Annotated in this window: 19 protein-coding genes; 13 read left to right on the top strand and 6 right to left on the bottom strand. The window is 67.7% G+C overall.

What is annotated here, in order from left to right; translation table 11 throughout:
• The first annotated feature begins 115 nt into the window (after positions 1 to 115).
• The 3 genes from acnA to EOW66_RS04655 all read left to right on the top strand — a co-directional run bounded on the left by acnA (position 116) and on the right by EOW66_RS04655 (position 3,996).
• Positions 116 to 2,869 (top strand): aconitate hydratase AcnA, encoded by a 2,754-nt coding sequence (gene acnA / locus EOW66_RS04665; RefSeq protein ID WP_128155209.1) that lies wholly within the window; start codon positions 116 to 118, stop codon positions 2,867 to 2,869.
• A 155-nt stretch (positions 2,870 to 3,024) separates the two neighbouring features.
• Complete coding sequence (locus tag EOW66_RS04660; protein WP_128155207.1) at positions 3,025 to 3,618, top strand: CAP domain-containing protein; 594 nt, start codon at positions 3,025 to 3,027, stop codon at positions 3,616 to 3,618.
• Positions 3,619 to 3,684: 66 nt separating this feature from the next.
• A complete protein-coding gene (locus EOW66_RS04655; RefSeq protein ID WP_128155205.1) occupies positions 3,685 to 3,996 on the top strand; it encodes a TM2 domain-containing protein in 312 nt (103 codons plus the stop codon).
• Positions 3,997 to 4,014: 18 nt separating this feature from the next.
• Here the strand turns inward: EOW66_RS04655 and mprF are convergent, their stop codons facing one another.
• The 3 genes from mprF to EOW66_RS04640 form a co-directional block, all read right to left on the bottom strand.
• Positions 4,015 to 6,615, bottom strand: a complete 2,601-nt coding sequence (gene mprF, locus EOW66_RS04650) for a bifunctional lysylphosphatidylglycerol flippase/synthetase MprF (protein WP_128155203.1) — start codon at positions 6,613 to 6,615, stop codon at positions 4,015 to 4,017.
• A 111-nt stretch (positions 6,616 to 6,726) separates the two neighbouring features.
• Positions 6,727 to 7,512, bottom strand: a complete 786-nt coding sequence (locus EOW66_RS04645) for a heme-dependent oxidative N-demethylase family protein (protein WP_128155202.1) — start codon at positions 7,510 to 7,512, stop codon at positions 6,727 to 6,729.
• Between the two features lie 241 nt (positions 7,513 to 7,753).
• Complete coding sequence (locus EOW66_RS04640) at positions 7,754 to 8,161, bottom strand: DUF6314 family protein (protein WP_128155200.1); 408 nt, start codon at positions 8,159 to 8,161, stop codon at positions 7,754 to 7,756.
• 77 nt (positions 8,162 to 8,238) lie between these two features.
• On the opposite strand from EOW66_RS04640, the gene purB reads away from it, so the two are divergent.
• From purB to EOW66_RS04615, 7 genes are all read left to right on the top strand, one after another.
• Positions 8,239 to 9,546 carry an adenylosuccinate lyase gene (gene purB, locus EOW66_RS04635; protein WP_128155198.1) on the top strand — a complete coding sequence of 436 codons (1,308 nt, stop codon included), beginning with the start codon at positions 8,239 to 8,241 and terminating at the stop codon, positions 9,544 to 9,546.
• A 97-nt stretch (positions 9,547 to 9,643) separates the two neighbouring features.
• Positions 9,644 to 10,723, top strand: coding sequence for a flagellar motor switch protein FliG (locus tag EOW66_RS04630; protein WP_239017493.1), 1,080 nt, complete (start codon positions 9,644 to 9,646; stop codon positions 10,721 to 10,723).
• A 261-nt stretch (positions 10,724 to 10,984) separates the two neighbouring features.
• On the top strand, positions 10,985 to 11,989 hold the full coding sequence (gap, locus tag EOW66_RS04625; protein WP_113899401.1) for a type I glyceraldehyde-3-phosphate dehydrogenase: 1,005 nt from the start codon (positions 10,985 to 10,987) through the stop codon (positions 11,987 to 11,989).
• A gap of 30 nt (positions 11,990 to 12,019) precedes the next feature.
• Positions 12,020 to 12,163: a hypothetical protein gene (locus tag EOW66_RS20315; RefSeq protein WP_164879948.1), complete on the top strand. Its 144-nt coding sequence runs from the start codon at positions 12,020 to 12,022 to the stop codon at positions 12,161 to 12,163.
• A gap of 97 nt (positions 12,164 to 12,260) precedes the next feature.
• Entirely contained in the window at positions 12,261 to 13,262 is a 1,002-nt protein-coding gene (gene gap, locus EOW66_RS04620) for a type I glyceraldehyde-3-phosphate dehydrogenase (protein WP_128155195.1), read from the top strand.
• Positions 13,263 to 13,454: 192 nt separating this feature from the next.
• Positions 13,455 to 13,622, top strand: a complete 168-nt coding sequence (locus tag EOW66_RS20310) for a hypothetical protein (RefSeq protein ID WP_164881026.1) — start codon at positions 13,455 to 13,457, stop codon at positions 13,620 to 13,622.
• A 134-nt stretch (positions 13,623 to 13,756) separates the two neighbouring features.
• On the top strand, positions 13,757 to 14,389 hold the full coding sequence (locus EOW66_RS04615) for a MarC family protein (RefSeq protein ID WP_128155193.1): 633 nt from the start codon (positions 13,757 to 13,759) through the stop codon (positions 14,387 to 14,389).
• A gap of 2 nt (positions 14,390 to 14,391) precedes the next feature.
• Here the strand turns inward: EOW66_RS04615 and coaD are convergent, their stop codons facing one another.
• The 3 genes from coaD to EOW66_RS04600 all read right to left on the bottom strand — a co-directional run bounded on the left by coaD (position 14,392) and on the right by EOW66_RS04600 (position 16,390).
• A complete protein-coding gene (gene coaD, locus EOW66_RS04610; protein WP_113899404.1) occupies positions 14,392 to 14,889 on the bottom strand; it encodes a pantetheine-phosphate adenylyltransferase in 498 nt (165 codons plus the stop codon).
• A 91-nt stretch (positions 14,890 to 14,980) separates the two neighbouring features.
• Positions 14,981 to 15,415, bottom strand: a complete 435-nt coding sequence (locus EOW66_RS04605; protein ID WP_128155191.1) for a CBS domain-containing protein — start codon at positions 15,413 to 15,415, stop codon at positions 14,981 to 14,983.
• A gap of 75 nt (positions 15,416 to 15,490) precedes the next feature.
• Positions 15,491 to 16,390, bottom strand: a complete 900-nt coding sequence (locus EOW66_RS04600) for a LysR family transcriptional regulator (protein WP_128155189.1) — start codon at positions 16,388 to 16,390, stop codon at positions 15,491 to 15,493.
• 105 nt (positions 16,391 to 16,495) lie between these two features.
• Between EOW66_RS04600 and EOW66_RS04595 the strand changes: the two genes are divergently transcribed.
• The 3 genes from EOW66_RS04595 to EOW66_RS04585 all read left to right on the top strand — a co-directional run bounded on the left by EOW66_RS04595 (position 16,496) and on the right by EOW66_RS04585 (position 20,391).
• On the top strand, positions 16,496 to 17,995 hold the full coding sequence (locus EOW66_RS04595) for a CoA-acylating methylmalonate-semialdehyde dehydrogenase (RefSeq protein WP_128155187.1): 1,500 nt from the start codon (positions 16,496 to 16,498) through the stop codon (positions 17,993 to 17,995).
• Positions 17,996 to 18,196: 201 nt separating this feature from the next.
• Positions 18,197 to 19,342 carry an acyl-CoA dehydrogenase family protein gene (locus tag EOW66_RS04590; protein ID WP_128155185.1) on the top strand — a complete coding sequence of 382 codons (1,146 nt, stop codon included), beginning with the start codon at positions 18,197 to 18,199 and terminating at the stop codon, positions 19,340 to 19,342.
• Positions 19,342 to 20,391 (top strand): 3-hydroxyisobutyryl-CoA hydrolase, encoded by a 1,050-nt coding sequence (locus tag EOW66_RS04585; RefSeq protein WP_128155183.1) that lies wholly within the window; start codon positions 19,342 to 19,344, stop codon positions 20,389 to 20,391. Before EOW66_RS04590 ends, EOW66_RS04585 begins: the two co-directional genes overlap by 1 nt.
• The last annotated feature ends 25 nt before the right edge of the window (positions 20,392 to 20,416 follow it).

The raw sequence follows: 20,416 nt of genomic DNA, 5'->3' as shown, positions 1-20,416 counted from the left end.
GTGCAATGGTATACAAAAATGCCGCATCCCCCTTGATCGACTCCCCCCGTTGGGGCAGAACGGCCGCAGCGAAACCCTGATCTCAATCCGATCACTGCAAGGGAGGCCAGTCCCCATGACCGTCGTCACCGGCAAAGATACTGCCAAGACGCGCCGCACGCTCGCCGTCGGCGGAACGTCCTATTCCTATTACTCGATCCCGGCCGCGCAAGAGGCGGGGCTCGGCGACTTCTCGAAGCTCCCGGCTTCGCTGAAGGTCGTGCTCGAGAACCTGCTGCGGTTCGAGGACGGCGGCTTCTCGGTCTCGGTCGAGGACATCAAGGCCTTCGGTGACTGGGCGAAGATGGGCGGCAAGAACCCGCGCGAAATCGCCTATCGTCCGGCCCGCGTGCTGATGCAGGACTTCACCGGCGTTCCGGCCGTGGTCGACCTCGCCGCGATGCGCGACGGCATCAAGGGGCTGGGCGGCAACGCGCAGAAGATCAACCCGCTCGTCCCCGTCGATCTGGTCATCGACCACTCGGTGATGATCGACGAGTTCGGCAACCCGCGCGCCTTCCAGCGCAACGTCGAGCTCGAATACGAGCGCAACATGGAGCGCTACCAGTTCCTGAAATGGGGCCAGGGCGCGTTCGAGAACTTCCGCGTGGTTCCGCCCGGCACCGGCATCTGCCACCAGGTGAACCTCGAATACCTCGCGCAGACCGTCTGGACCGACACCGACCAGAACGGCGAACTCGTGGCCTACCCCGACACCCTCGTCGGCACCGACAGCCACACCACGATGGTGAACGGCGCGGCCGTCCTTGGCTGGGGCGTGGGCGGGATCGAGGCCGAGGCCGCGATGCTCGGCCAGCCCGTCTCGATGCTGATCCCGGAAGTCGTCGGCTTCAAGCTGACCGGCGCGATGGTCGAAGGCACCACCGGCACCGACCTCGTGCTGAAGGTCGTGCAGATGCTGCGCAAGCACGGCGTGGTCGGCAAGTTCGTCGAATTCTACGGCCCGGGCCTCGACAAGCTGCCGCTCGCGCAGCGCGCCACCATCGCCAACATGGCGCCCGAATACGGTGCGACCTGCGGCTTCTTCCCGATCGACGCGGAAACCCTGCGCTACCTCAAGCAGACCGGCCGCTCGGAAGAGCGTATCGCCCTGGTCGAGGCCTATGCGAAGGAAAACGGCTTCTGGCGCGGTGCGGATTACGAACCCGTCTACTCCTCGACCCTCGAGCTCGACATGGGCTCGATCGTTCCGGCGATCTCGGGTCCGAAGCGGCCGCAGGACTACCTGCCGCTGACCGACGCGAAATCGACCTTCTCCAAGGTCGTCGCCTCCTATCGCGGCATCGACGTCTCGGCCGAGGCCGCGGCGATGGCCTCGGAAGGCGACACCGCGACGAAGCCGGTCAACGTCTGCAAGTCGGTCGCCGTCGAGGGCAAGGATTACAAGGTCGGTGACGGCTCGGTGGTGATCGCCTCGATCACGTCGTGCACCAACACCTCGAACCCCTACGTGCTGATCGGCGCTGGTCTCGTCGCCCGCAAGGCGCGCGCGCTCGGCCTCAAGGCGAAGCCCTGGGTGAAGACCTCGCTCGCCCCCGGGTCGCAGGTCGTGCAGGAATACCTGCAGGCCGCGAACCTGCAGGACGATCTTGACGCGCTCGGCTTCAACATCGTCGGCTTCGGCTGCACCACCTGCATCGGCAACTCGGGCCCGCTCGGCGATCCGGCGATCTCGAAGGCGATCAACGACAACGACCTCGTCGCCGCGGCCGTGCTCTCGGGCAACCGCAACTTCGAGGGCCGGATCTCGCCCGACGTGCGCGCGAACTTCCTCGCCTCGCCGCCGCTCGTGGTCGCCTATGCGATCGCCGGCGACATGAACATCGACCTCTCGAGCGAGCCGATCGCCACCTCGAAGGACGGCAAGCCGGTCTATCTCAAGGACATCTGGCCGACCGACGCGGAGATCGCCGAGCTCGTCGAGAAATGCGTGACCCGCGAGGCCTTCCTTGCGAAATACGCCGACGTGTTCAAGGGCGACGCCAACTGGCAGGGCGTGAAGACCACCGAGGGGGAAACCTACGACTGGCCGCCGCAGTCGACCTACATCCAGAACCCGCCCTATTTCCGCGGCATGTCCAAGGAACCGGGCGTGATCTCGAACGTCACCAATGCGCGCGTTCTCGCGGTGCTGGGCGACATGATCACCACCGACCACATCTCGCCCGCGGGCTCGTTCAAGCCGACCACCCCGGCCGGCAAGTACCTGACCGAGCGCGGCGTCGCGCCGAAGGACTTCAACAGCTACGGCTCGCGCCGCGGCAACCACGAAGTCATGATGCGCGGCACCTTCGCCAACATCCGCATCAAGAACGAGATGCTCGATGGCGTCGAGGGCGGCTACACCAAGGGCCCGAACGGCGAACAGACGACGATCTTCGACGCCTCGATGGAATATCAGGCGGCGGGCATCCCGCTCGTCATCTTCGGCGGCATCGAATACGGCGCGGGCTCGTCGCGTGACTGGGCGGCGAAGGGCACCAACCTGCTCGGCGTCAAGGCGGTGATCGCGGAGAGCTTCGAGCGGATCCACCGGTCGAACCTGATCGGCATGGGCGTCATCCCGTTCGAGTTCACCGGCGGCGACACCCGCAAGACGCTTGGCCTGACCGGCGACGAGGTGGTGACGATCGAGGGCCTCGAAGGCGACATCAAGCCGCTGTCGCTGGTGCCCTGCACCATCACCTTCAAGGACGGCTCGGTGAAGACGATCCAGCTCAAGGCCCGGATCGATACCGAGGTCGAGATCGAGTATCTGAAGAACGGCGGCGTGCTGCACTACGTGCTGCGCAACCTCGCCAAGGCCTGATCTTCGGGTTCAGGAACCGGAAAGGCCCCGCAGTTGCGGGGCCTTTTTCCTTTCCGCGTCCTGCGAAACAGCGATCTTATCTGCGCGTTAAGGCCTCCGCGCCACTCTGGCAGCGGTCTTCACCTCTCCCACCGTCTGCAACAGGTTCCCGTCCCATGCCCCGCTCCCTGCGCCCGTCCCTGACCACAGCCCTTGCCCTCGCGCTTGTCGCGGGCTGCGCGGCCCCGCCCGCCCCGGCACCCGCGGCCGCGGCGGCGCCCGCCCTGCCCGGCAAGGTGATCTGGACCGACGGGCATGGCGATCTTGCCGTTGCGGCGGCCGGGGCAGCGGCCTGTCCGACGACCAGCACAGCCGAGGTCAGCGCCGCGCTGGCCCGGACAAATGCCGTGCGCCGCGAGGCCGGGCTTGCCCCGCTCACCGCAAACCCGGTGCTTCAGCGTGTGGCGGAAAAGCACGCCTGCGACATGGCCCGCCGCGGCCTGATGACCCATGCCGGTTCGAGAACGACCGGGCCGCTCGCCCGCGCCAAGCAGGAAGGATACCGGCCGCGGGTGATTTCCGAAAACATCGCCGCCGGCGCCCCGGGGCGGTTCACCCTGTCCGGAACGCTCGAGCAATGGGCGCTCTCGCCGAAGCATCGCGCCAACATCACCATCGCGCAGATGCAGGATTTCGGCATCGGCCATGCCATCGCCGCCGACGGCAAGGCGACATTCTGGACGGCGGTCTACGCGACAACGGGGCGCTGAGCCGCCGCGGCCTTGCACGGCGCCCGCCCCCTCCCCATATCCTCCCCACATGTTACGGAGGTTTACATGACAGACCGCGATCTCTGGATCGAGCAGCGCATCGCCAATGACCGCAAATCGGCGGCGGCGGCCTATCTGCTGTGGTTCTTCCTCGGCTTCTTCGGCGCACACCGCTTCTATCTCGGCCGCTGGGTCTCGGGGCTTTTCATGCTCGCCCTCTTCGGCATTGGCACGCTGCTGGCGCCGGTGCTGGTGGGCTATCTGCCGCTCGGCCTCGTCGGGCTGTGGTGGCTGATCGACGCCTTCCTGATCCCGTCGATGATCGCCTCGGACACCGCCGAGATGCGCTGGCGGCTGCGCACCGGGCACGAGATCTGAGCCGCTGGCGCGCCCGCCCTACTTGCCGATCAACCCGCGCGGGCCGCCGGCGATCAGAAGCGCCACATCGGCCATCGCCATCATCGGTGACACGCCCACCGGCAGCGCGATGTAGCGCGGCCGCCAGTCGGGCTGGAACTTCTGCTTGAAGGCGCGCAGCCCCTCGAAGTTGTAGAACGCGCCGCCGTGACGGAACATCAGCGCGCCGAAGCGGTGCCACAACCGCGCCGCGCGGCGGTCGGAGAGCCCCGCAAGCGGCGCCATGCCAAGCGAGAACTCCTCGGCCCCCGCGGCGCGGTAATGCTCGATCAGCGCGAGGAAGAGGAACTCGATCATCCCCGAGGCCTCCTCGGGCAGATAGCGCATCAGGTCGACGGCGACGCGCCGGCCGCTGCCCGGGGCAAGGATGCTGGCAAAGGCCAGAACCCGGCCCTCGTGGCGCACCACGGCAACGGGCGTGCGGTCGAGCCAGGCGGGATCGAAGCGGCCGACGGAAAAGCCCTTCTCGCGCCCGACCTTGTCGCCGAGCCAGGCATCCGAGACGGTGCGCAGCTCCGCGATCAGCGCCGGCGCATGGGGCGGCGCCAGCACCTCGATCACAAGCCCCTCGCGCAGCCGCTTGTTATAGGCCGCGCGCATGGTCTTGAACTTCGCGCCGGCAAGCGAAAAACCGGCAAGGTGCACCACCGCCTCCTCGCCGACCTTGTGCAGCGCCAGCCCCATCTCGATCATCAGCGGCAGGTGCCGCTCGGAGATTTCATAGAACACCGGGCGGCAATTCGCCTTCTGCGCCTCCTCGACGAAGTCCCAGCCAAGCGCGGGGATCGCATCCTCGGCCCCGACCGGGTCGCCATAGGCGATCCAGTCGGCGCGGCGCCGGCCAAACATGATGAAGGCGTGCCCGTCAGCCGAGAAGCGCAGCTCCTTGTCGCCGGTGAGCGCGAGGCAGGCCTGCGGATCGTCCTGCGCGGCAACGATGCGCGCGGCATGGTCGATCACGCTTTCGCAGGGCTCGACGCGCGGGCGGCGCACCGGCTGCAGCGCCAGGAAAACGGTGTAGAAGAACAGCACCGCCGAGGCCGCAAGCCCCGCCCGCAGCGAACGCGGCGTGTTGGCCGAGCGGGCGAAGTCGATCCAGAGGTCGAGCGAATAGGGCGTCGCCGCGTGCACGAAGAAGAAGAAGGTCGCGGCGGCGAGGATCACCGCGGCGACCAGCCCGAACCAGGCCGGGCCGAGCACCCCCTCGGTGATCTTCGCGCGGCGATAGAACTCGTGCCGGAACGGCAGCAGGACGAGGCCGCCAAGGGCAAGAAGCGCCGCGCTCTCATAGTCGAAATCGTTCAGCAGCGAGGCGACGGCACCGCCCGCGATCGCTGCAAGCGTCAGCCAGAACGCGCCCGAGACCCGGCGGATCAGCCCGTGTGACAGGATCAGCAGCACGATCCCCATCACCGAGGAGGTGAGCGTGCCGCCCTCGAGCAGGATCGCGCCGACAAGATCGTTGTCGTCGACCGCCGAGGCCCGCACCGAGGGGCTGAGCGCCACGGCCAGCATGTAGGCGCCAAGCCCGAAGGCCCAGGCCCCGACCAGCCAGGGCACGATGCCCGCAAGCGCGTTGAAGGCCGGCCGCATCGGCTCGGAGATCTCGCCGAACAGCCGCACCGCCCAGCCGCCGGCAAGCCGCGCCTCGTTCAGCGAGACGATGACGAAGGCGATGGTGAAGGGCAGCAGATAGTAGATGATGCGGAACAGCAGCAGCGCCGCGGCGACATCGCCCGCCGCCGTGCCCGCCGGCATCGCCGCCATCACCACGGTCTCGAACACGCCGACGCCGCCCGGCACATGGCTCATCACGCCGACCATGGTGGCAGTGGCATAGATTGCAAGGAAGGTGACGTAATCGGGCGCGCCCTCGGGCAGCAGCACGTAAAGCGTGAGCGAGGCCATGCCGGAATCGAAGAGCGCGACGATCATCTGCCCGGTCAGGATCCGCGGGCTCGGCATCGCCAGCTCGAAATTGCGGATGCGCAGCGAGCGGCCCGAGAAGGCAAGCGCGTAAAGCAGCCCGAGCGTGCCGCCGCCGCCCAGAAGCGCAAGCGTGCGGATCGTGGTTTCCGACAGCGGCAGCAGCCCGGTCAGTGCGGCAGGGTGCAGCGCCAGCGCAAAGACGCCCACAAGGCTCAGCCCCGTGCCCATCGCGATCGCGATATAGGAGGCCAGCCCCGCCACCTCGAAGGCATTGAGCCCGAAGGCGGAATAGATCCGGTAGCGGACCGCGCCGCCCGACAGCACCGAGATGCCGATGGTGTTGCCGAAGGCATAGCCAAGGAAGCCGCCCAGGGCGACCACCCGCAGGGGCAGCTTCTTTTCGAGGTATTTCAGCGCCCAGAAGTCATAGCCGATCAGCGCGCAATAGCCGAGCGTGGTCGCGCCAAGCGCCACCGCCAGCACATGCAGCGGCATCGAGCGCATCTGCGCGATGATGTCGGCGGCGTGGATCGGCTGCAGCAGGTGGTGCAGCGCCCAGATGCCAAGCGCGAAAAGGCCAAGCCCGACCAGCACCGGCGCGAGGTGGCGCAGCCGTGCCCGCCGCGCGGATGCCGTCACCGGCTCCGTCATCTCGGCCCCTCGGTCATGCAATCCCCCCGGTCGTCTTCCTGCCCCCTGAGTTGCAGGAATTGCCGCGCAAGACAAGAGCGCATGGGCCCGCGGGGCGTCACGTCGCGCCTCTCAGGCCGCCTCGCGGATCGGGAACTCGGCCAGCAGCGCCGCCTGTTCGGGGCTGAGGGCCGCGGGCTCGACCACATAGGTGTGGATCGAGAAGGCGACGAAGCGGGTCTTTGGCAGGCGCACGAGGCCCTGACGCTCGACCCGGATGAAGGGCAGATCGCCCTCGGGGGCGCGGCCCTGCGCCTCGCGGCGCGGGTTGTGCAGGGCGGCGTTCGAGTGATGCGCGGTGCCGCGCATCAGCACCCGGCCCGGCTGCACCCCGTCCATCAGCCGCTGCACCCGCGCGCCGACATCCTCGGTGTATTTCGCGACGGGGCGATGGATGCCCATCATCGGCCGGCCGTATTTCTCGGCGAGCATCCAGCCGGCCGGAAAGCACAGCACGGCACCGGCAAGCACATGCCCCTCGGGCCCCTCGCGCATCAGGCACAGATCTTCCTGCACCAGCCGGCCAAGGGTGGCGAGCGGCGCCGCGGGATCGAGCGCCACCTCGACGCCATCGGGCCGGCGCAGCCCGCCCGCGACCGGCACGAAGCCAAGCGCCGGCAGCAGATCGAGCACCAGGTCATAAAGCTCGCGCGCCGCCGCCTGCGCCTCGGGGGCAAGCGCCAGAACGGCCTCGGGACAGCTGGCAATCAGCCGCTCCCGCTCGGCCATCTGCGCCCCATAGGCGTCATCGACCTCGAGCCACTCGGCCAGGGAGATCGGCACGATCCCCGGCAGACGGCGGGTGCGCGCGTCGGCCCAGGGGGCGAAGGGAAGTCGGCTTTGACGGATCTCGCTCATGACGGCAGAGGAGCGCCGAATCTGCGGCCGCGCAAGGGGTGGCAACGGGAGAGAGGGGGCTTTCCGCCCCCTCGGCGCGTCCGCGCCTCACCCCCGAGGATATTTTCAGCAATTGGAAGCAGGGGGCGGCCGCGAAATCCCGGCGGGTCGGCGCAGACAGGCCCCCGCTTCCAATCGCTCCAAATATCCCGGGGGGAGTCCGCAGGACGGGGGGCAGCGCCCCCCTTCCGCCCTGCCCGCCTCAGCCGCGCCGGTAGAGCGAGCGCATCACATAGTCCTTGCGCGGCCCCCTCACCCGCCACTCGGCGCGCCAGTCGGGCCAGGCGGCGAAATCATAGCGCACGCGGTAGTCATCGGGGTCGCACCAGTGCTGCGCCGCCGGCACCTCCGGGTCGAAGCGGTGAAAGGGCCGGCCGTCGGAGAAGAAGACGGCGATCTCCGCCCCCTCCTCGCGCCAGAGGTAATCGCGCCCGGCCCGCATCGGTGCCGCACCCGGAAGGGTGAGTGTGCCCGCCTCGTGATAGGCGAGCCCCGCGCCCTGCGGGGTGAAGCACGCACGCCCCTCGAACCGCGCCGTCCCCGCGCCCGGCTGCGCGATCTCGCGCGCGAGCGTCCAGTCCCCCGCAAAATCGCTCAGCCGCAGCCGCATTCCCGCCCCTTTGCCTTGCCCGAAGGTGCCGCGCAGTCTAGAAGCCCGGCAACGCTGCCACAACCGAGAGGCCCGCCATGATCCCGCGTTATTCCCGCAAAGAGATGGTCGACATCTGGGAGCCCGCCACCAAGTTCAAGATCTGGTACGAGATCGAGGCGCATGCCTGCGACGCCCAGGCCGAGCTTGGCGTGATCCCGAAGGAAAGCGCCGCCGCCGTCTGGAAGGCGAAGGATGTCGCGTTCGACGTCGCCCGCATCGACGAGATCGAAGCCGTCACCAAGCATGACGTGATCGCCTTCCTGACCCATCTGGCCGAGCATATCGGCTCGACCGAGGCGCGCTTCGTGCACCAGGGCATGACCTCCTCGGACGTGCTCGACACCACGCTGAACGTGCAGCTGACGCGCGCCGCCGACATCCTGCTCAAGGACATGGACCGCGTCCTCGCCGCGCTGAAGAGGCGCGCCTTCGAGCACAAGGACACCGTCCGCATCGGGCGGAGCCACGGCATCCACGCCGAGCCCACCACCATGGGCCTGACCTTCGCGCGCTTCTACGCCGAGATGGACCGCAACAAGGCCCGTCTCGCAGCGGCGCGCGCGGAAGTGGCCACCGGCGCGATCTCGGGCGCGGTCGGCACCTTCGCCAACATCGACCCGCGCGTCGAGGAACATGTGTGCAAGATGATGGGGCTGCGCCCCGAGCCGATCTCGACCCAGGTGATCCCGCGCGACCGGCATGCGATGTTCTTCGCCACCCTCGGCGTGATCGCCTCCTCGATCGAGAACGTCGCGATCGAGATCCGCCACATGCAGCGCACCGAGGTGCTCGAGGCCGAGGAATTCTTCTCGAAGGGGCAGAAGGGCTCGTCGGCGATGCCGCACAAGCGCAACCCGGTGCTGAGCGAGAACCTCACCGGCCTTGCCCGCCTTGTGCGCATGGCGGTGGTGCCGGCGATGGAGAACGTCGCGCTCTGGCACGAGCGCGACATCTCGCACAGCTCGGTCGAGCGCGGCATCGGCCCCGACACCACGGTGACGCTCGACTTCGCGCTGAACCGGCTCGCGGGGCTGATCGAGAACCTCGTGATCTATCCCGAGAACATGCTGAAGAACCTCAACAAGTTCAAAGGCCTGGTGATGTCGCAGCGGGTGCTTCTGGCGCTGACCCAGGCCGGTGTCAGCCGCGAGGACGCCTATCGTCTGGTGCAGCGCAACGCGATGAAGGTCTGGGAGCACGGCGCCGACTTCAAGACCGAGCTGCTCGCCGACCCCGAGGTCACCGCGGCGCTGAGCCCGGCCGAGATCGAGGAGAAATTCGACCTCGGCTATCACACCAAGCACGTCGACACGATCTTCGCCCGCGTCTTCGGCGACGTCTGACCTGACCTGCCGCCGCACCTTCGGGGGCGGCGGCTAACCCGCCCTTAACCCTCCCGTGGCAGGTTGCGCCGCAGTGCAACCCGCAACGGAGGCGGATGTGGAACTTGCCCGGATCCCCCCTGGCCCCCAGGCCGGGGCGAAGCCTGTCACCGCAACGGCGGTGGTCGCGCTCTCGCGGCAGCAGAAGGCGGCGATCATCGTCCGGCTGCTTTCCTCCGAGGGGATGCGGCTGCCGCTTGCCGAGCTGAGCGAGGACCAGCAGACCGAGCTGACGGCGCAGATCGGCGCGATGAAGCTTGTCGATCGCGACACGCTGCACGCGGTGGTGGCGGAATTCTGCGAGGCGCTGGAGGCGGTGGGGCTGACCTTCCCGAACGGGCTCGACGGCGCGCTGAGCCTGCTGGACGGACAGCTCTCCTCGGCCGCGACCAGCCGGCTGCGGCGCCTGGCGCTTGCCAGTACCGGCGCCGATCCCTGGGAGCGGATCCTCGGCCTCTCGACCGAGACGCTGCTGCCGGTGATGACCGAGGAAAGCGTCGAGGTGGCGGCGGTGCTGCTGTCGAAACTTGCGGTGCCGAAGGCGGCCGAGCTGCTCGGCCGGCTGCCGGGCGAGCGGGCGCGGCGCATCGCCTATGCGGTGTCGCTGACCGGCAATGTCGCGCCCGAGACCGTGCAGCGGATCGGCGTCGCCCTCGCCCAGCAGCTCGATTCGATGCCCGCACGCGCCTTCGACACCGGCGCGGTCGAGCGTGTCGGCGCGATCCTCAACCAATCCGCCGCGGCGACGCGCGAAGACGTGCTGATCGGCCTCGAGGAAGAGGACCAGGACTTCGCCGAGAAGGTGCGCAAGGCGATCTTCACCTTCACCAACATCCCGCAACGGATCGACGCCCGCGACGTGCCGCGCATCCTGCGCAATGTCGAGCAGCCGCAGCTGATCGTCGCGCTGGCCGGCGCCACCGGCGCCGACGAAACGGCGGCCGAGTTCATCCTCGCCAACCTGTCGCAGCGCATGGCCGCCTCGCTGCGCGAGGAGATGGCCACGCTTGGCAAGCTGCGCGCGAAGGATGTCGAGGCGGCGATGGCCACGGTGGTTGGCGTGATCCGCGAGATGGAGGCGGCGGGCGCACTGAATCTGCTCGCCGAGGACGACGCGCCGGACCCCGTGCAAAGCTGAGCTGCCCTGCGACTCACCCGCGCCGCGGGCCGCCCCCCGCCGCTGTCCGGCCTGCCGTGTGCGCGCCGCACGGCCCGTGCCGGCGGCGGTCTTCCGCCGGTGGCGGGGCCTTCGCCGCTACCGTTACCGCAACCACGCGATGTTTCCGCTATCATGCTGAAACGACGGGTTTTCCGGTCTTGCATGCCATGGTATGCGCACGCCAACACTGCATCGAGTCCGCGCGATCGCCCCTCGCATCGCCCAGTCAGGAGAGCGCACATGACCGTTACCATCGGCATCAATGGCTTTGGCCGCATCGGCCGCTGCACGCTGGCCCATATCGCCGAAGCCGCGCGCAACGACGTTCAGGTCGTCAAGATCAACGCCACCGGCCCGATCGAGACCAACGCCCATCTGCTGAAATACGACTCGGTGCACGGCCGTTTCGGCGGTCCGGTGAAGGTCGAGGGCAAGACGCTCGACCTCGGCCAGGGCCCGATCGAAGTGATGTCGACCTACAACCCCGACGAGCTGAACTGGGACGGCGTCGACGTCGTTCTGGAATGCACCGGCAAGTTCAACTCGCGCGAGAAGGCCGCCGTCCACCTCGGCCGCGGCGCGAAACGCGTGCTGGTCTCGGCGCCGGCCACCAATGCCGACAAGACCATCGTCTATGGCGTGAACCACCGCGAGCTGCTGCCCGAGCATCTGGTCGTGTCGAACGGCTCGTGCACCACGAACTGCCTTGCGCCGCTTGCCAAGGTGCTGAACGACAGCATCGGCATCGAGTCGGGGATCATGACCACGGTGCACAGCTACACCGGCGACCAGCCGACGCTCGACCGCCGCCACAAGGACCTCTATCGCGCCCGCGCCGCGGCGATGGCGATGATCCCGACCTCGACCGGCGCCGCGAAGGCGATCGGCGAGGTGCTGCCGGAACTCGCCGGCCGCCTCGACGGCACCTCGCTGCGGGTGCCGACGCCGAACGTCTCGGCCGTCGATCTGACCTTCATCGCCGGCAAGTCGGTCACCCGCGACGAGGTGAACGAGATCATGCGCGAGGCCGCCGCCGGCCACATGGGCAAGGTTCTGGCCTATGACCCCGAGCCCAAGGTCTCGATCGACTTCAACCACACGCCCTATTCGTCTATCTTTGCCCCGGACCAGACCAAGGTCACCGGCGGACGCCTGGTGCGCGTGCTGGCGTGGTACGACAACGAGTGGGGCTTCTCCTGCCGCATGGCCGACGTGGCCGGTGCGATCGGACGGCTCCTGCAGTAATCCCGGGGCAGGCCCGGGACGAGGGAGCGGATGAACACCCCCATCTCCATCGGGCTTGCCGCCCTGATCTTTCTGTGTCTGCTGGCGGATGCGCTCTTCAACGGCTGGGGCGCGTCACTTTTTCTCGCCCGAAAATCCGTCGATCTGATCGACTGGGTCGCGTTCTGGCGCTGAGCCCCGCGTTTTGCCATTGACCTTTCGTGGAAATTTCACAGCCTAGACCTAGTCTAGGTTGTGCGGTCTGTCGCGAAGGCAATCGAAGGAGACACGGATGTCGGTCAAGGTGGCAATCAACGGTTTCGGCCGTATCGGGCGCAATGTGCTGCGCGCAATCATCGAATCGGGTCGTACCGACATCGAGGTCGTGGCGATCAATGACCTTGGCCCGGTGGAGACCAACGCACATCTGCTGCGCTTCGATTCGGTGCATGGCCGGTTTCCGGCCGAGGTGACGACCGGCGAGGACTGGATCGACGCGAGCCGCGGCCCGATGAAGGTGACGGCGATCCGCAATCCGGCAGAGCTGCCCTGGTCGGATGTCGACGTGGTGATGGAATGCACCGGCATCTTCACCTCGAAGGAGAAATGCCTCGCCCATCTCGAGAACGGCTCGAAGCGGGTGCTGATCTCGGCCCCGGGCGAAGGCGCGGACAAGACCATCGTCTTCGGCGTGAACGACAAGACCCTGACCAAGGATGACCTGATCGTCTCGAATGCCTCGTGCACGACGAACTGCCTCTCTCCCGTCGCCAAGGTGCTGAACGACGCGATCGGCATCGAGAAGGGCTTCATGACCACGATCCACAGCTATACGGGCGACCAGCCGACGCTCGACACGCTGCACAAGGATCTCTACCGCGCCCGCGCCGCGGCGCTGAGCATGATCCCGACCTCGACCGGCGCCGCGAAGGCCGTGGGCCTGGTGCTGCCCGAACTCAAGGGCAAGCTCGACGGCGTGGCGATCCGGGTGCCGACGCCGAATGTCTCGGTCGTCGATCTGGTCTTCACCGCGAAGCGCGCGACCACCGTCGAGGAGATCAACGCCGCGATCGAGGCCGCCGCGGACGGGCCGCTGAAGGGCATCCTCGGCTATACCAAGTTCAAGAACGTCTCGATGGACTTCAACCACGACAGCCATTCCTCGGTCTTCCACATGGACCAGACCAAGGTGATGGACGGCACCATGGTGCGGATCCTGTCGTGGTATGACAACGAATGGGGCTTCTCGAACCGGATGTCGGACACCGCCGTTGCCATGGGCAAGCTGATCTGAGCCCGACCGCGCCGCCGGTTGCCAGGGGCGCCCCGCCGGGCGCCCCTTTTGCATCGGCTCTCGCCAGCCATGCGAAAACGGCAACGCGGCCTTCCCGTTCCGGCACTTGTTAGCGCTACCACACAGGGGCATCTTGCCGGCATGAGGCGGCATCCCGCCGCCTCCGGTCATCAGCAGGAAAGGACCGGAAGGATGCGCAAATTCATCGGACGTCTGGTCAGCGCCGCCGAACGGCGCGCCCGCTATGCCCGCACCCGGCGCGAGATCGCGCGGCTGCCGCTCGATGTCGCGCTCGATGTCGATCTTTACCCGCGCGACGCGGCCCGTATCGCGCGCGCCGCGGTCTACGGGCGCGACTGAAACCGGCACCGGGCGTGGTTTTCGCGCAACGCGCGCGCATGTGATCGGCGCGGCCCCCGGTATCGCGCCCAGGCCCCTTGGCCCCGGGGGCACCCCTCTGCTAGGGTTCGGCAATCCCTTGAAAGGATTGCCCCTTGCTCAGCCCCGCGCAGCTTCTGCAGGAATTCATCACGCTGTGGGTGGTGATCGACCCGATCGGCACGCTGCCGGTGTTCCTGGCTGTCACCGCGGGGATGAGCGCGGGTCAGCGCCGCGCCGTGGCGATCCGCGCGGTGGTCGTGTCCTTCGTGGTGCTGACGCTCTTCATCGTGCTCGGCCAGGTGGTTCTTGATGCCCTCGGCCTGGCGCTGCCCGCCTTCCAGATCGCCGGCGGGATCGTGCTCTTCCTCTTCGCGCTGACGATGATCTTCGGTCATTCGAAGCCCGAGGAGGAGATCGCCGAGGCCGAGCGGGTGCGCCAGACTTCGGTCTTCCCGGTGGCGATCCCTTCGATCGCCTCGCCGGGGGCGATGCTGACGGTGGTGATCCTGACCGACAACGACCGCTTCGCCATCGCCCATCAGGCGATGACGACGGCACTGATGGCGCTGGTTCTGGCGGTGACGCTGGCGATCCTGCTTGCCGCCTCGCCGCTGTTGCGGGTGATCGGCACCACCGGCGCCGCGGTGATCAGCCGGGTGATGGGCATGCTGCTTGCCGCCGTCGCCGTCGACGCTGTGCTGCGCGCCTTCGTCACCATCGGCGTGCTGCCGGCCTTCGGCGGCTGAGCTCAGCCCTTGCCGAGCTTCGCCATCAGCCGCGCCTGCACCGCCGGGGTGACGAAGCGCGACACCTCGCCGTCGAGCCGGGCGATCTCCTTCACCAGTTTCGAGGCGATCGCCTGACGCCGGGCGTCGGCCATCAGGAACACCGTCTCGACACTGGCATCGAGGGCGCGGTTCATGCCCACCATCTGGAATTCATATTCGAAATCGGCGACGGCGCGCAGCCCGCGGATGATGACATTCGCATTCACATCGCGCGCGCAGTGAATCAGCAGATTCTCGAACGGATGCACGACGATCTCGCCGCCGCAGCGCGCGGTGATCTCGGCGCATTCGGCCTCGAGCATCTCCACCCGTTCCTCGAGATTGAACAGCGGCCCCTTGTCGCGGTTGATCGCCACCCCGATCACCAGCCGGTCGACAAGCGGCATCGCGCGCTGGATGATGTCGATATGCCCCAGCGTCACCGGATCGAAAGTTCCGGGGTACAGGCCGATGCGCATGGGCTCCTCCTCAGTGCCGTTCCTCACAGGTCAAGGGCACGCAACAAGATTGCGCGCCCTTTTGCAAGACTTGTGATGCCGCATCGCGGCGTCAGTTGCCCATGATCATCCCGGTCAGGGCTTCCTTTTCGAGGTGCAGCTCGCCGAGCCGGGCCGCGATCACGTCGCGGATCGAGATCAGCCCGACCATCTCGCCCGCCTCGATCACCGGCATGTGACGGAAGCCGCCCGCACTCATCTGCTCCATCACCTCCTCGGTGGTGTCAGAGCGCGTGCAGCCCACGGCGTTGCGGGTCATCACCTCTTCGACCATCAGGCTCAGCGCCGCGGGGCCGCGCCGGCCAAGCTCGCGCACCACGTCGCGCTCCGAGACGATGCCGTCGACGTGCTTGCCATCGGTCGAGACGATCAGCGCCCCAATCCGCCGCGCCGAGAGCACCCGCGCCACCTCCGCAACCGAGGTGCCCGGCACCACCGTCACCACCCCGTCGTCCCCCTTCGACTTCAGAATCTGCAGAACCTGCATCGCAACCTCCCTTTGCATGCCATGTCCCAGCGTCACAATTGCGTGATTATCTGTCAAGTCGGGCGAAGGTCGCGGTCATTGCACCGCCGCCGCGGCCTCGAGCCGGGCGATCTCGGTGCGCAGCCCCTGACCGAGCGCCTCGGCGAGCCGGCCGAGCCGTTCCGAGCGGCGGTCGTCGGCATGGCGCAACAGCCAGAAGGTGCGGCGCAGACCGATCTCGTCGGGCAGCACCCGGCTCACCCCCGGGCAGAACGGGATGGCGAAGTCATGCACGATGCCCAGCCCCGCCCCCGCCCGCACCATCTGCATCTGCACCGAGACCGAGTTCGAGGCGAGCCCCACCGTCTCGGCCCCGGTCTCGGCGAGATAGTCGAGCTCCTTGTCGAAGATCATGTCGGGGATATAGCCGATCATCCGGTGCCCGCGCAGATCGGCCCGGCCGGCGATCGGCGGATGCGCCGCCAGATAGTCGCGGTCGGCGGCCAGATGGAGCTGATAATCGGCCAGCTTCTGCACCGTCAGCCGCCCCGCCGTCGGCCGCGACACCGCAATCGCCATGTCCGCCTCGCGTTTCGACAGGTTGAACAGCCGCGGCAGCGCGATCAGCTGGATCTCGAGCCCCGGATGCGCATCGCAGATCGCCGCGCAGACCTGCGGCAGCAGATAGTTCGCACAGCCATCGGGGGCACCGATCCGCAGCTGCCCGGTCAGCCGCCCGGCCTCCCCCGACAGCGCCTCCTCGGCGCCGCTCATCGCCGCCTCGGCGGCCTCGGCATGGGGCAGGAGCCGCGCCCCCGCGTCGGTCTGCGCATAGCCATGCGGCGATTTCACGAACAGCTTCGCGCCAAGCCCCTCCTCGAGCCGCGCGATCCGCCGCCCGACCGTCGCCGCGTCGCATTTCAGCACCCGCCCCGCGCCCGACAGGCTTTCCGCCCGCGCCACCGCCAGGAACACCCGCAGATCGTCCCAGTCCATCGCCCCGCCTTTGCAGAAATGCAAAACACCTTTTGCCAGACTTCCTCTTTTACAGGGATTTTCGCAAGGCTAAGGTTTGCGAGACCAATTCACGGGAGGCACTCTATGCAAGAGATCGGACACTGGATCAACGGCAAGCTGGTGGCGGGCACGTCCGGCCGTTTCACTGACGTCTACAACCCGGCGACGGGCGAGGTGCAGGCGCGCGTCGCGCTCGCCACCACCGCGGAACTCGACGCGGCGGTCGCCGCCGCCGCCGCGGCGCAGCCGGTCTGGGCCGCGACCAACCCGCAGCGCCGCGCCCGGGTGATGATGAAATTCGGCGACCTGATCAACGCGCATATGGACGAGCTCGCCGGGCTCGTCTCGCGCGAGCACGGCAAGACCCTGCCCGACGCGCGCGGCGATGTGCAGCGCGGGCTCGAGGTGATCGAGGTCTGCATGGGCGCGCCGGCCCTCCTCAAGGGCGAATACACCGACAGCGCCGGCCCCGGCATCGACCTCTACTCGATGCGTCAGCCGCTTGGCGTGGTCGCGGGCATCGCCCCCTTCAACTTCCCGGCGATGATCCCGCTGTGGAAGATGGGCCCGGCCCTCGTTGCCGGCAACGCGATGATCCTGAAACCCTCCGAGCGCTGCCCCTCGACCTCGATCCGGCTCGCCCAGCTTGCCCAGGAAGCGGGCCTGCCCGACGGCGTGCTGCAGGTGGTGAACGGCGACAAGGAAGTCGTGGACGCGATCCTCGACAACGAGACCGTGCAGGCCGTGGGCTTCGTCGGCTCGACCCCGATTGCGCAATACATCTACGGCCGTGCCTGCTCGAACGGCAAGCGCGCGCAGTGCTTCGGCGGCGCGAAGAACCACATGATCATCATGCCCGATGCCGATCTCGACAAGGCGGCCGATGCGCTGGTGGGCGCGGGCTTCGGCGCGGCGGGCGAACGCTGCATGGCGATCTCGGTCGCAGTGCCGGTGGGCAAGGAAACCGCCGACCGGCTGATCGAGAAGCTCGTTCCGAAGATCGAGAAGCTCAAGGTCGGCCCCTATACCGCGGGCGACGACGTCGACTTCGGGCCGGTCATCACCAAGCAGGCGCAGGACCGGATCAACGGGCTGATCGGCTCGGGCGTCGAGCAGGGCGCGACCCTTGTCGTCGATGGCCGCGGCCTGAAGATCCAGGGCTACGAGAACGGCTTCTACGTCGGCCCGACGCTCTTCGACGACGTCACCCCCGAGATGGACATCTACCGTCAGGAGATCTTCGGGCCGGTGCTGTCGACGGTGCGGATGGACAGCTATGAAGACGCGCTGAAGCTGGTGATCGACAATGATTACGGCAACGGCACCGCGATCTTCACCGCCGATGGCGACACCGCACGCGATTTCGCCAGCCGCGTCAACGTCGGCATGGTCGGCATCAACTTCCCGATCCCGGTGCCGCTGAGCTACTACACCTTCGGCGGCTGGAAGAAGTCGGCCTTCGGCGACCTGAACCAGTATGGCCCCGACGCGCTGCGCTTCTACACCAAGACGAAGACCGTCACCGCGCGCTGGTTCTCGGGCATCAAGGACGGCGCCAGCCTGAACTTCAAGGCGCTCGACTGAGACGGGTGCCGCGCCCTTCGGGGCGCGGCTGCCTCCGGCGGGAGTATTTGCGCCAAGAAAAAACCCGGGCGCTTTTTCTTGGTCCAAATACTCCGGGGTGAGGCCGAAGGCCGAGGGGCAGCGCCCCTGCCCCCTTGCAAAATCCGCGCGCCGGATGAAAATTGAACACATATTCATTTCCAGCGTTTCGGGGAGGAAACCATGGATTTCGCACTGAGCGAGGAGCAGCAGGCCATCTTCGACATGGCCTTCGCTTTCGGGCAGGAGAATATCGCGCCCTTCGCCCGGGGTTGGGAGGCCGAGGGTACGATCCCGAAGACACTCTGGCCGCAGCTGGCGGAACTCGGCCTTGGCGGGCTTTACGTCTCGGAAGACTACGGCGGCACCGGGCTCAGCCGGCTTGACGCGACACTGGTCTTCGAGGCGCTGGCGATGTCCTGCCCCGCCGTCGGCTCATTCCTCTCGATCCACAACATGTGCGGCGGGATGATCGACAAGTTCGGCTCGGCCGAGACCAAAGACCGCTGGCTGCCCGGTCTGTGCAGCATGGAGACGATCTTCTCCTATTGCCTGACCGAGCCGGGCTCGGGCTCGGATGCGGCGGCGCTGCGCACCCGCGCCGAGCGCGTCGCGGGCGGCTGGAAGCTCAATGGCACCAAGGCCTTCATCTCCGGCGGCAGCTATTCGGACGCCTATCTGACGATGGTGCGCAGCGGCGGCGACGGGCCGAAGGGCATCTCCTGCATGGTGATCGAGGCGGGCACCCCCGGGCTCAGCTTCGGTGCGCTCGAGGACAAGATGGGCTGGCGCGCCCAGCCCACCGCGCAGGTGCAGTTCGACGATTGCGTGATCCCGGCCGAAAATCTGGTCGGCGAGGAAGGCCGGGGCTTTGCCTATGCCATGGCCGGGCTTGACGGCGGGCGGCTCAACATCGCCGCCTCGGCGCTTGGCGGGGCGCAGGCGGCCTTCGACGCGACGCTCGTCTACATGGGCGAGCGCAAGGCCTTCGGCCGCACGCTCGACGGCTTCCAGGCGCTGCAGTTCCGTCTGGCCGAGATGGAGGTGAAGCTGCAATCGGCCCGCACCTTCCTGCGTCAGGCCGCCTGGAAGCTTGACGCCGGCGCCCCGGATGCAACGAAATTCTGCGCCATGGCAAAGCTTTACGTCACCGACGCCGCGTTCGAGGTGGCCAACCAGTGCCTGCAACTGCATGGTGGCTATGGCTACCTTGCCGATTACGGCATCGAGAAGATCGTGCGCGACCTGCGCGTGCACCAGATCCTCGAGGGGACGAATGAAATCATGCGGCTGATCGTCAGCCGCGCCGTGCTGGCGGAGCGAGACTGATGACCGAAGAGCCGACGATGATCGTGCGCAAGGAGGGCCGCGCCGGGCGGCTCACCTTCAACCGGCCGAAGGCGCTCAATGCGCTCGACGCCGAGATGGCGGCGGCGATCGACCGGGCGCTGAGCGACTGGCGCGACGATGCCGAGGTTGCGGTGGTGGTGATCGACGCCGTGGGCGAGCGTGCCTTCTGCGCCGGCGGCGACATCGCCAAGATCTATCATCAGGGCCGCGCCGGCGATTTCACCACCGGGCCGCGCTTCTGGCGCGAGGAATACCGGATGAACGCCCGGCTCGCGGAATATGGCAAACCCGTCGTCTCCTTCATGCAGGGCTTCGTGATGGGCGGCGGCGTCGGCGTCGGCGGCCATGCGCATCACCGGGTGGTGGGCGACACCACGCAGATCGCCATGCCGGAAACCGGCATCGGGCTGATCCCCGACGTCGGCGGCACGCTGCTGCTGGCGAAGGCGCCCGGCCGCATCGGCGAATACCTCGGCGTCACCGGCAGCCGGATCGGCGCGGGCGATGCGATCTATGCGGGCTTTGCCGATCTCTACCTGCCCGAGGCGGAGTGGGAGGCGGCGAAGGCGCAGCTGATCGCGACCGGCGATCCCGCGGTGCTGCCGAAGGGCCGCGTGCCGACCACGAAGGGGCGGCTCGCCGATCTCCGACCGCAGATCGAGGCTGCCTTTGGCGGGCGCGACATCCACGAGATCGTCGCCGCGCTCGAGGCCTCGGGCACGCATTTCGCCACCGAGACGCTCGCCATCCTGTGCCGCAACTCGGCGCTGTCCGAGGAGGCGACGCTGCGCCTCGTGCGGATGACGCGCGCCACGCCCACCATCCGCGACGCCCTGTCGAACGAGTTCCGCTTCACCCTGCGCGCGGTCGAGAAGGCCGATTTCCTCGAGGGCGTGCGTGCGCAGATCATCGACAAGGACCGCAACCCGAGCTGGAAATACAGCCTCGAGACGCTGCCGATGGCCGAGGTTTCGGCGCTGCTCGACCCCCTGCCGCGGGACTGGGAGATCGCCTTCGAGACTGCCTGAAGTTTGCGGCACAACACATTGGGAG

This window comes from Paenirhodobacter huangdaonensis (assembly GCF_004022465.1).
GTDB lineage: Bacteria > Pseudomonadota > Alphaproteobacteria > Rhodobacterales > Rhodobacteraceae > Rhodobacter > Rhodobacter huangdaonensis.
This window is presented reverse-complemented; position numbering and strand designations above follow the sequence as displayed.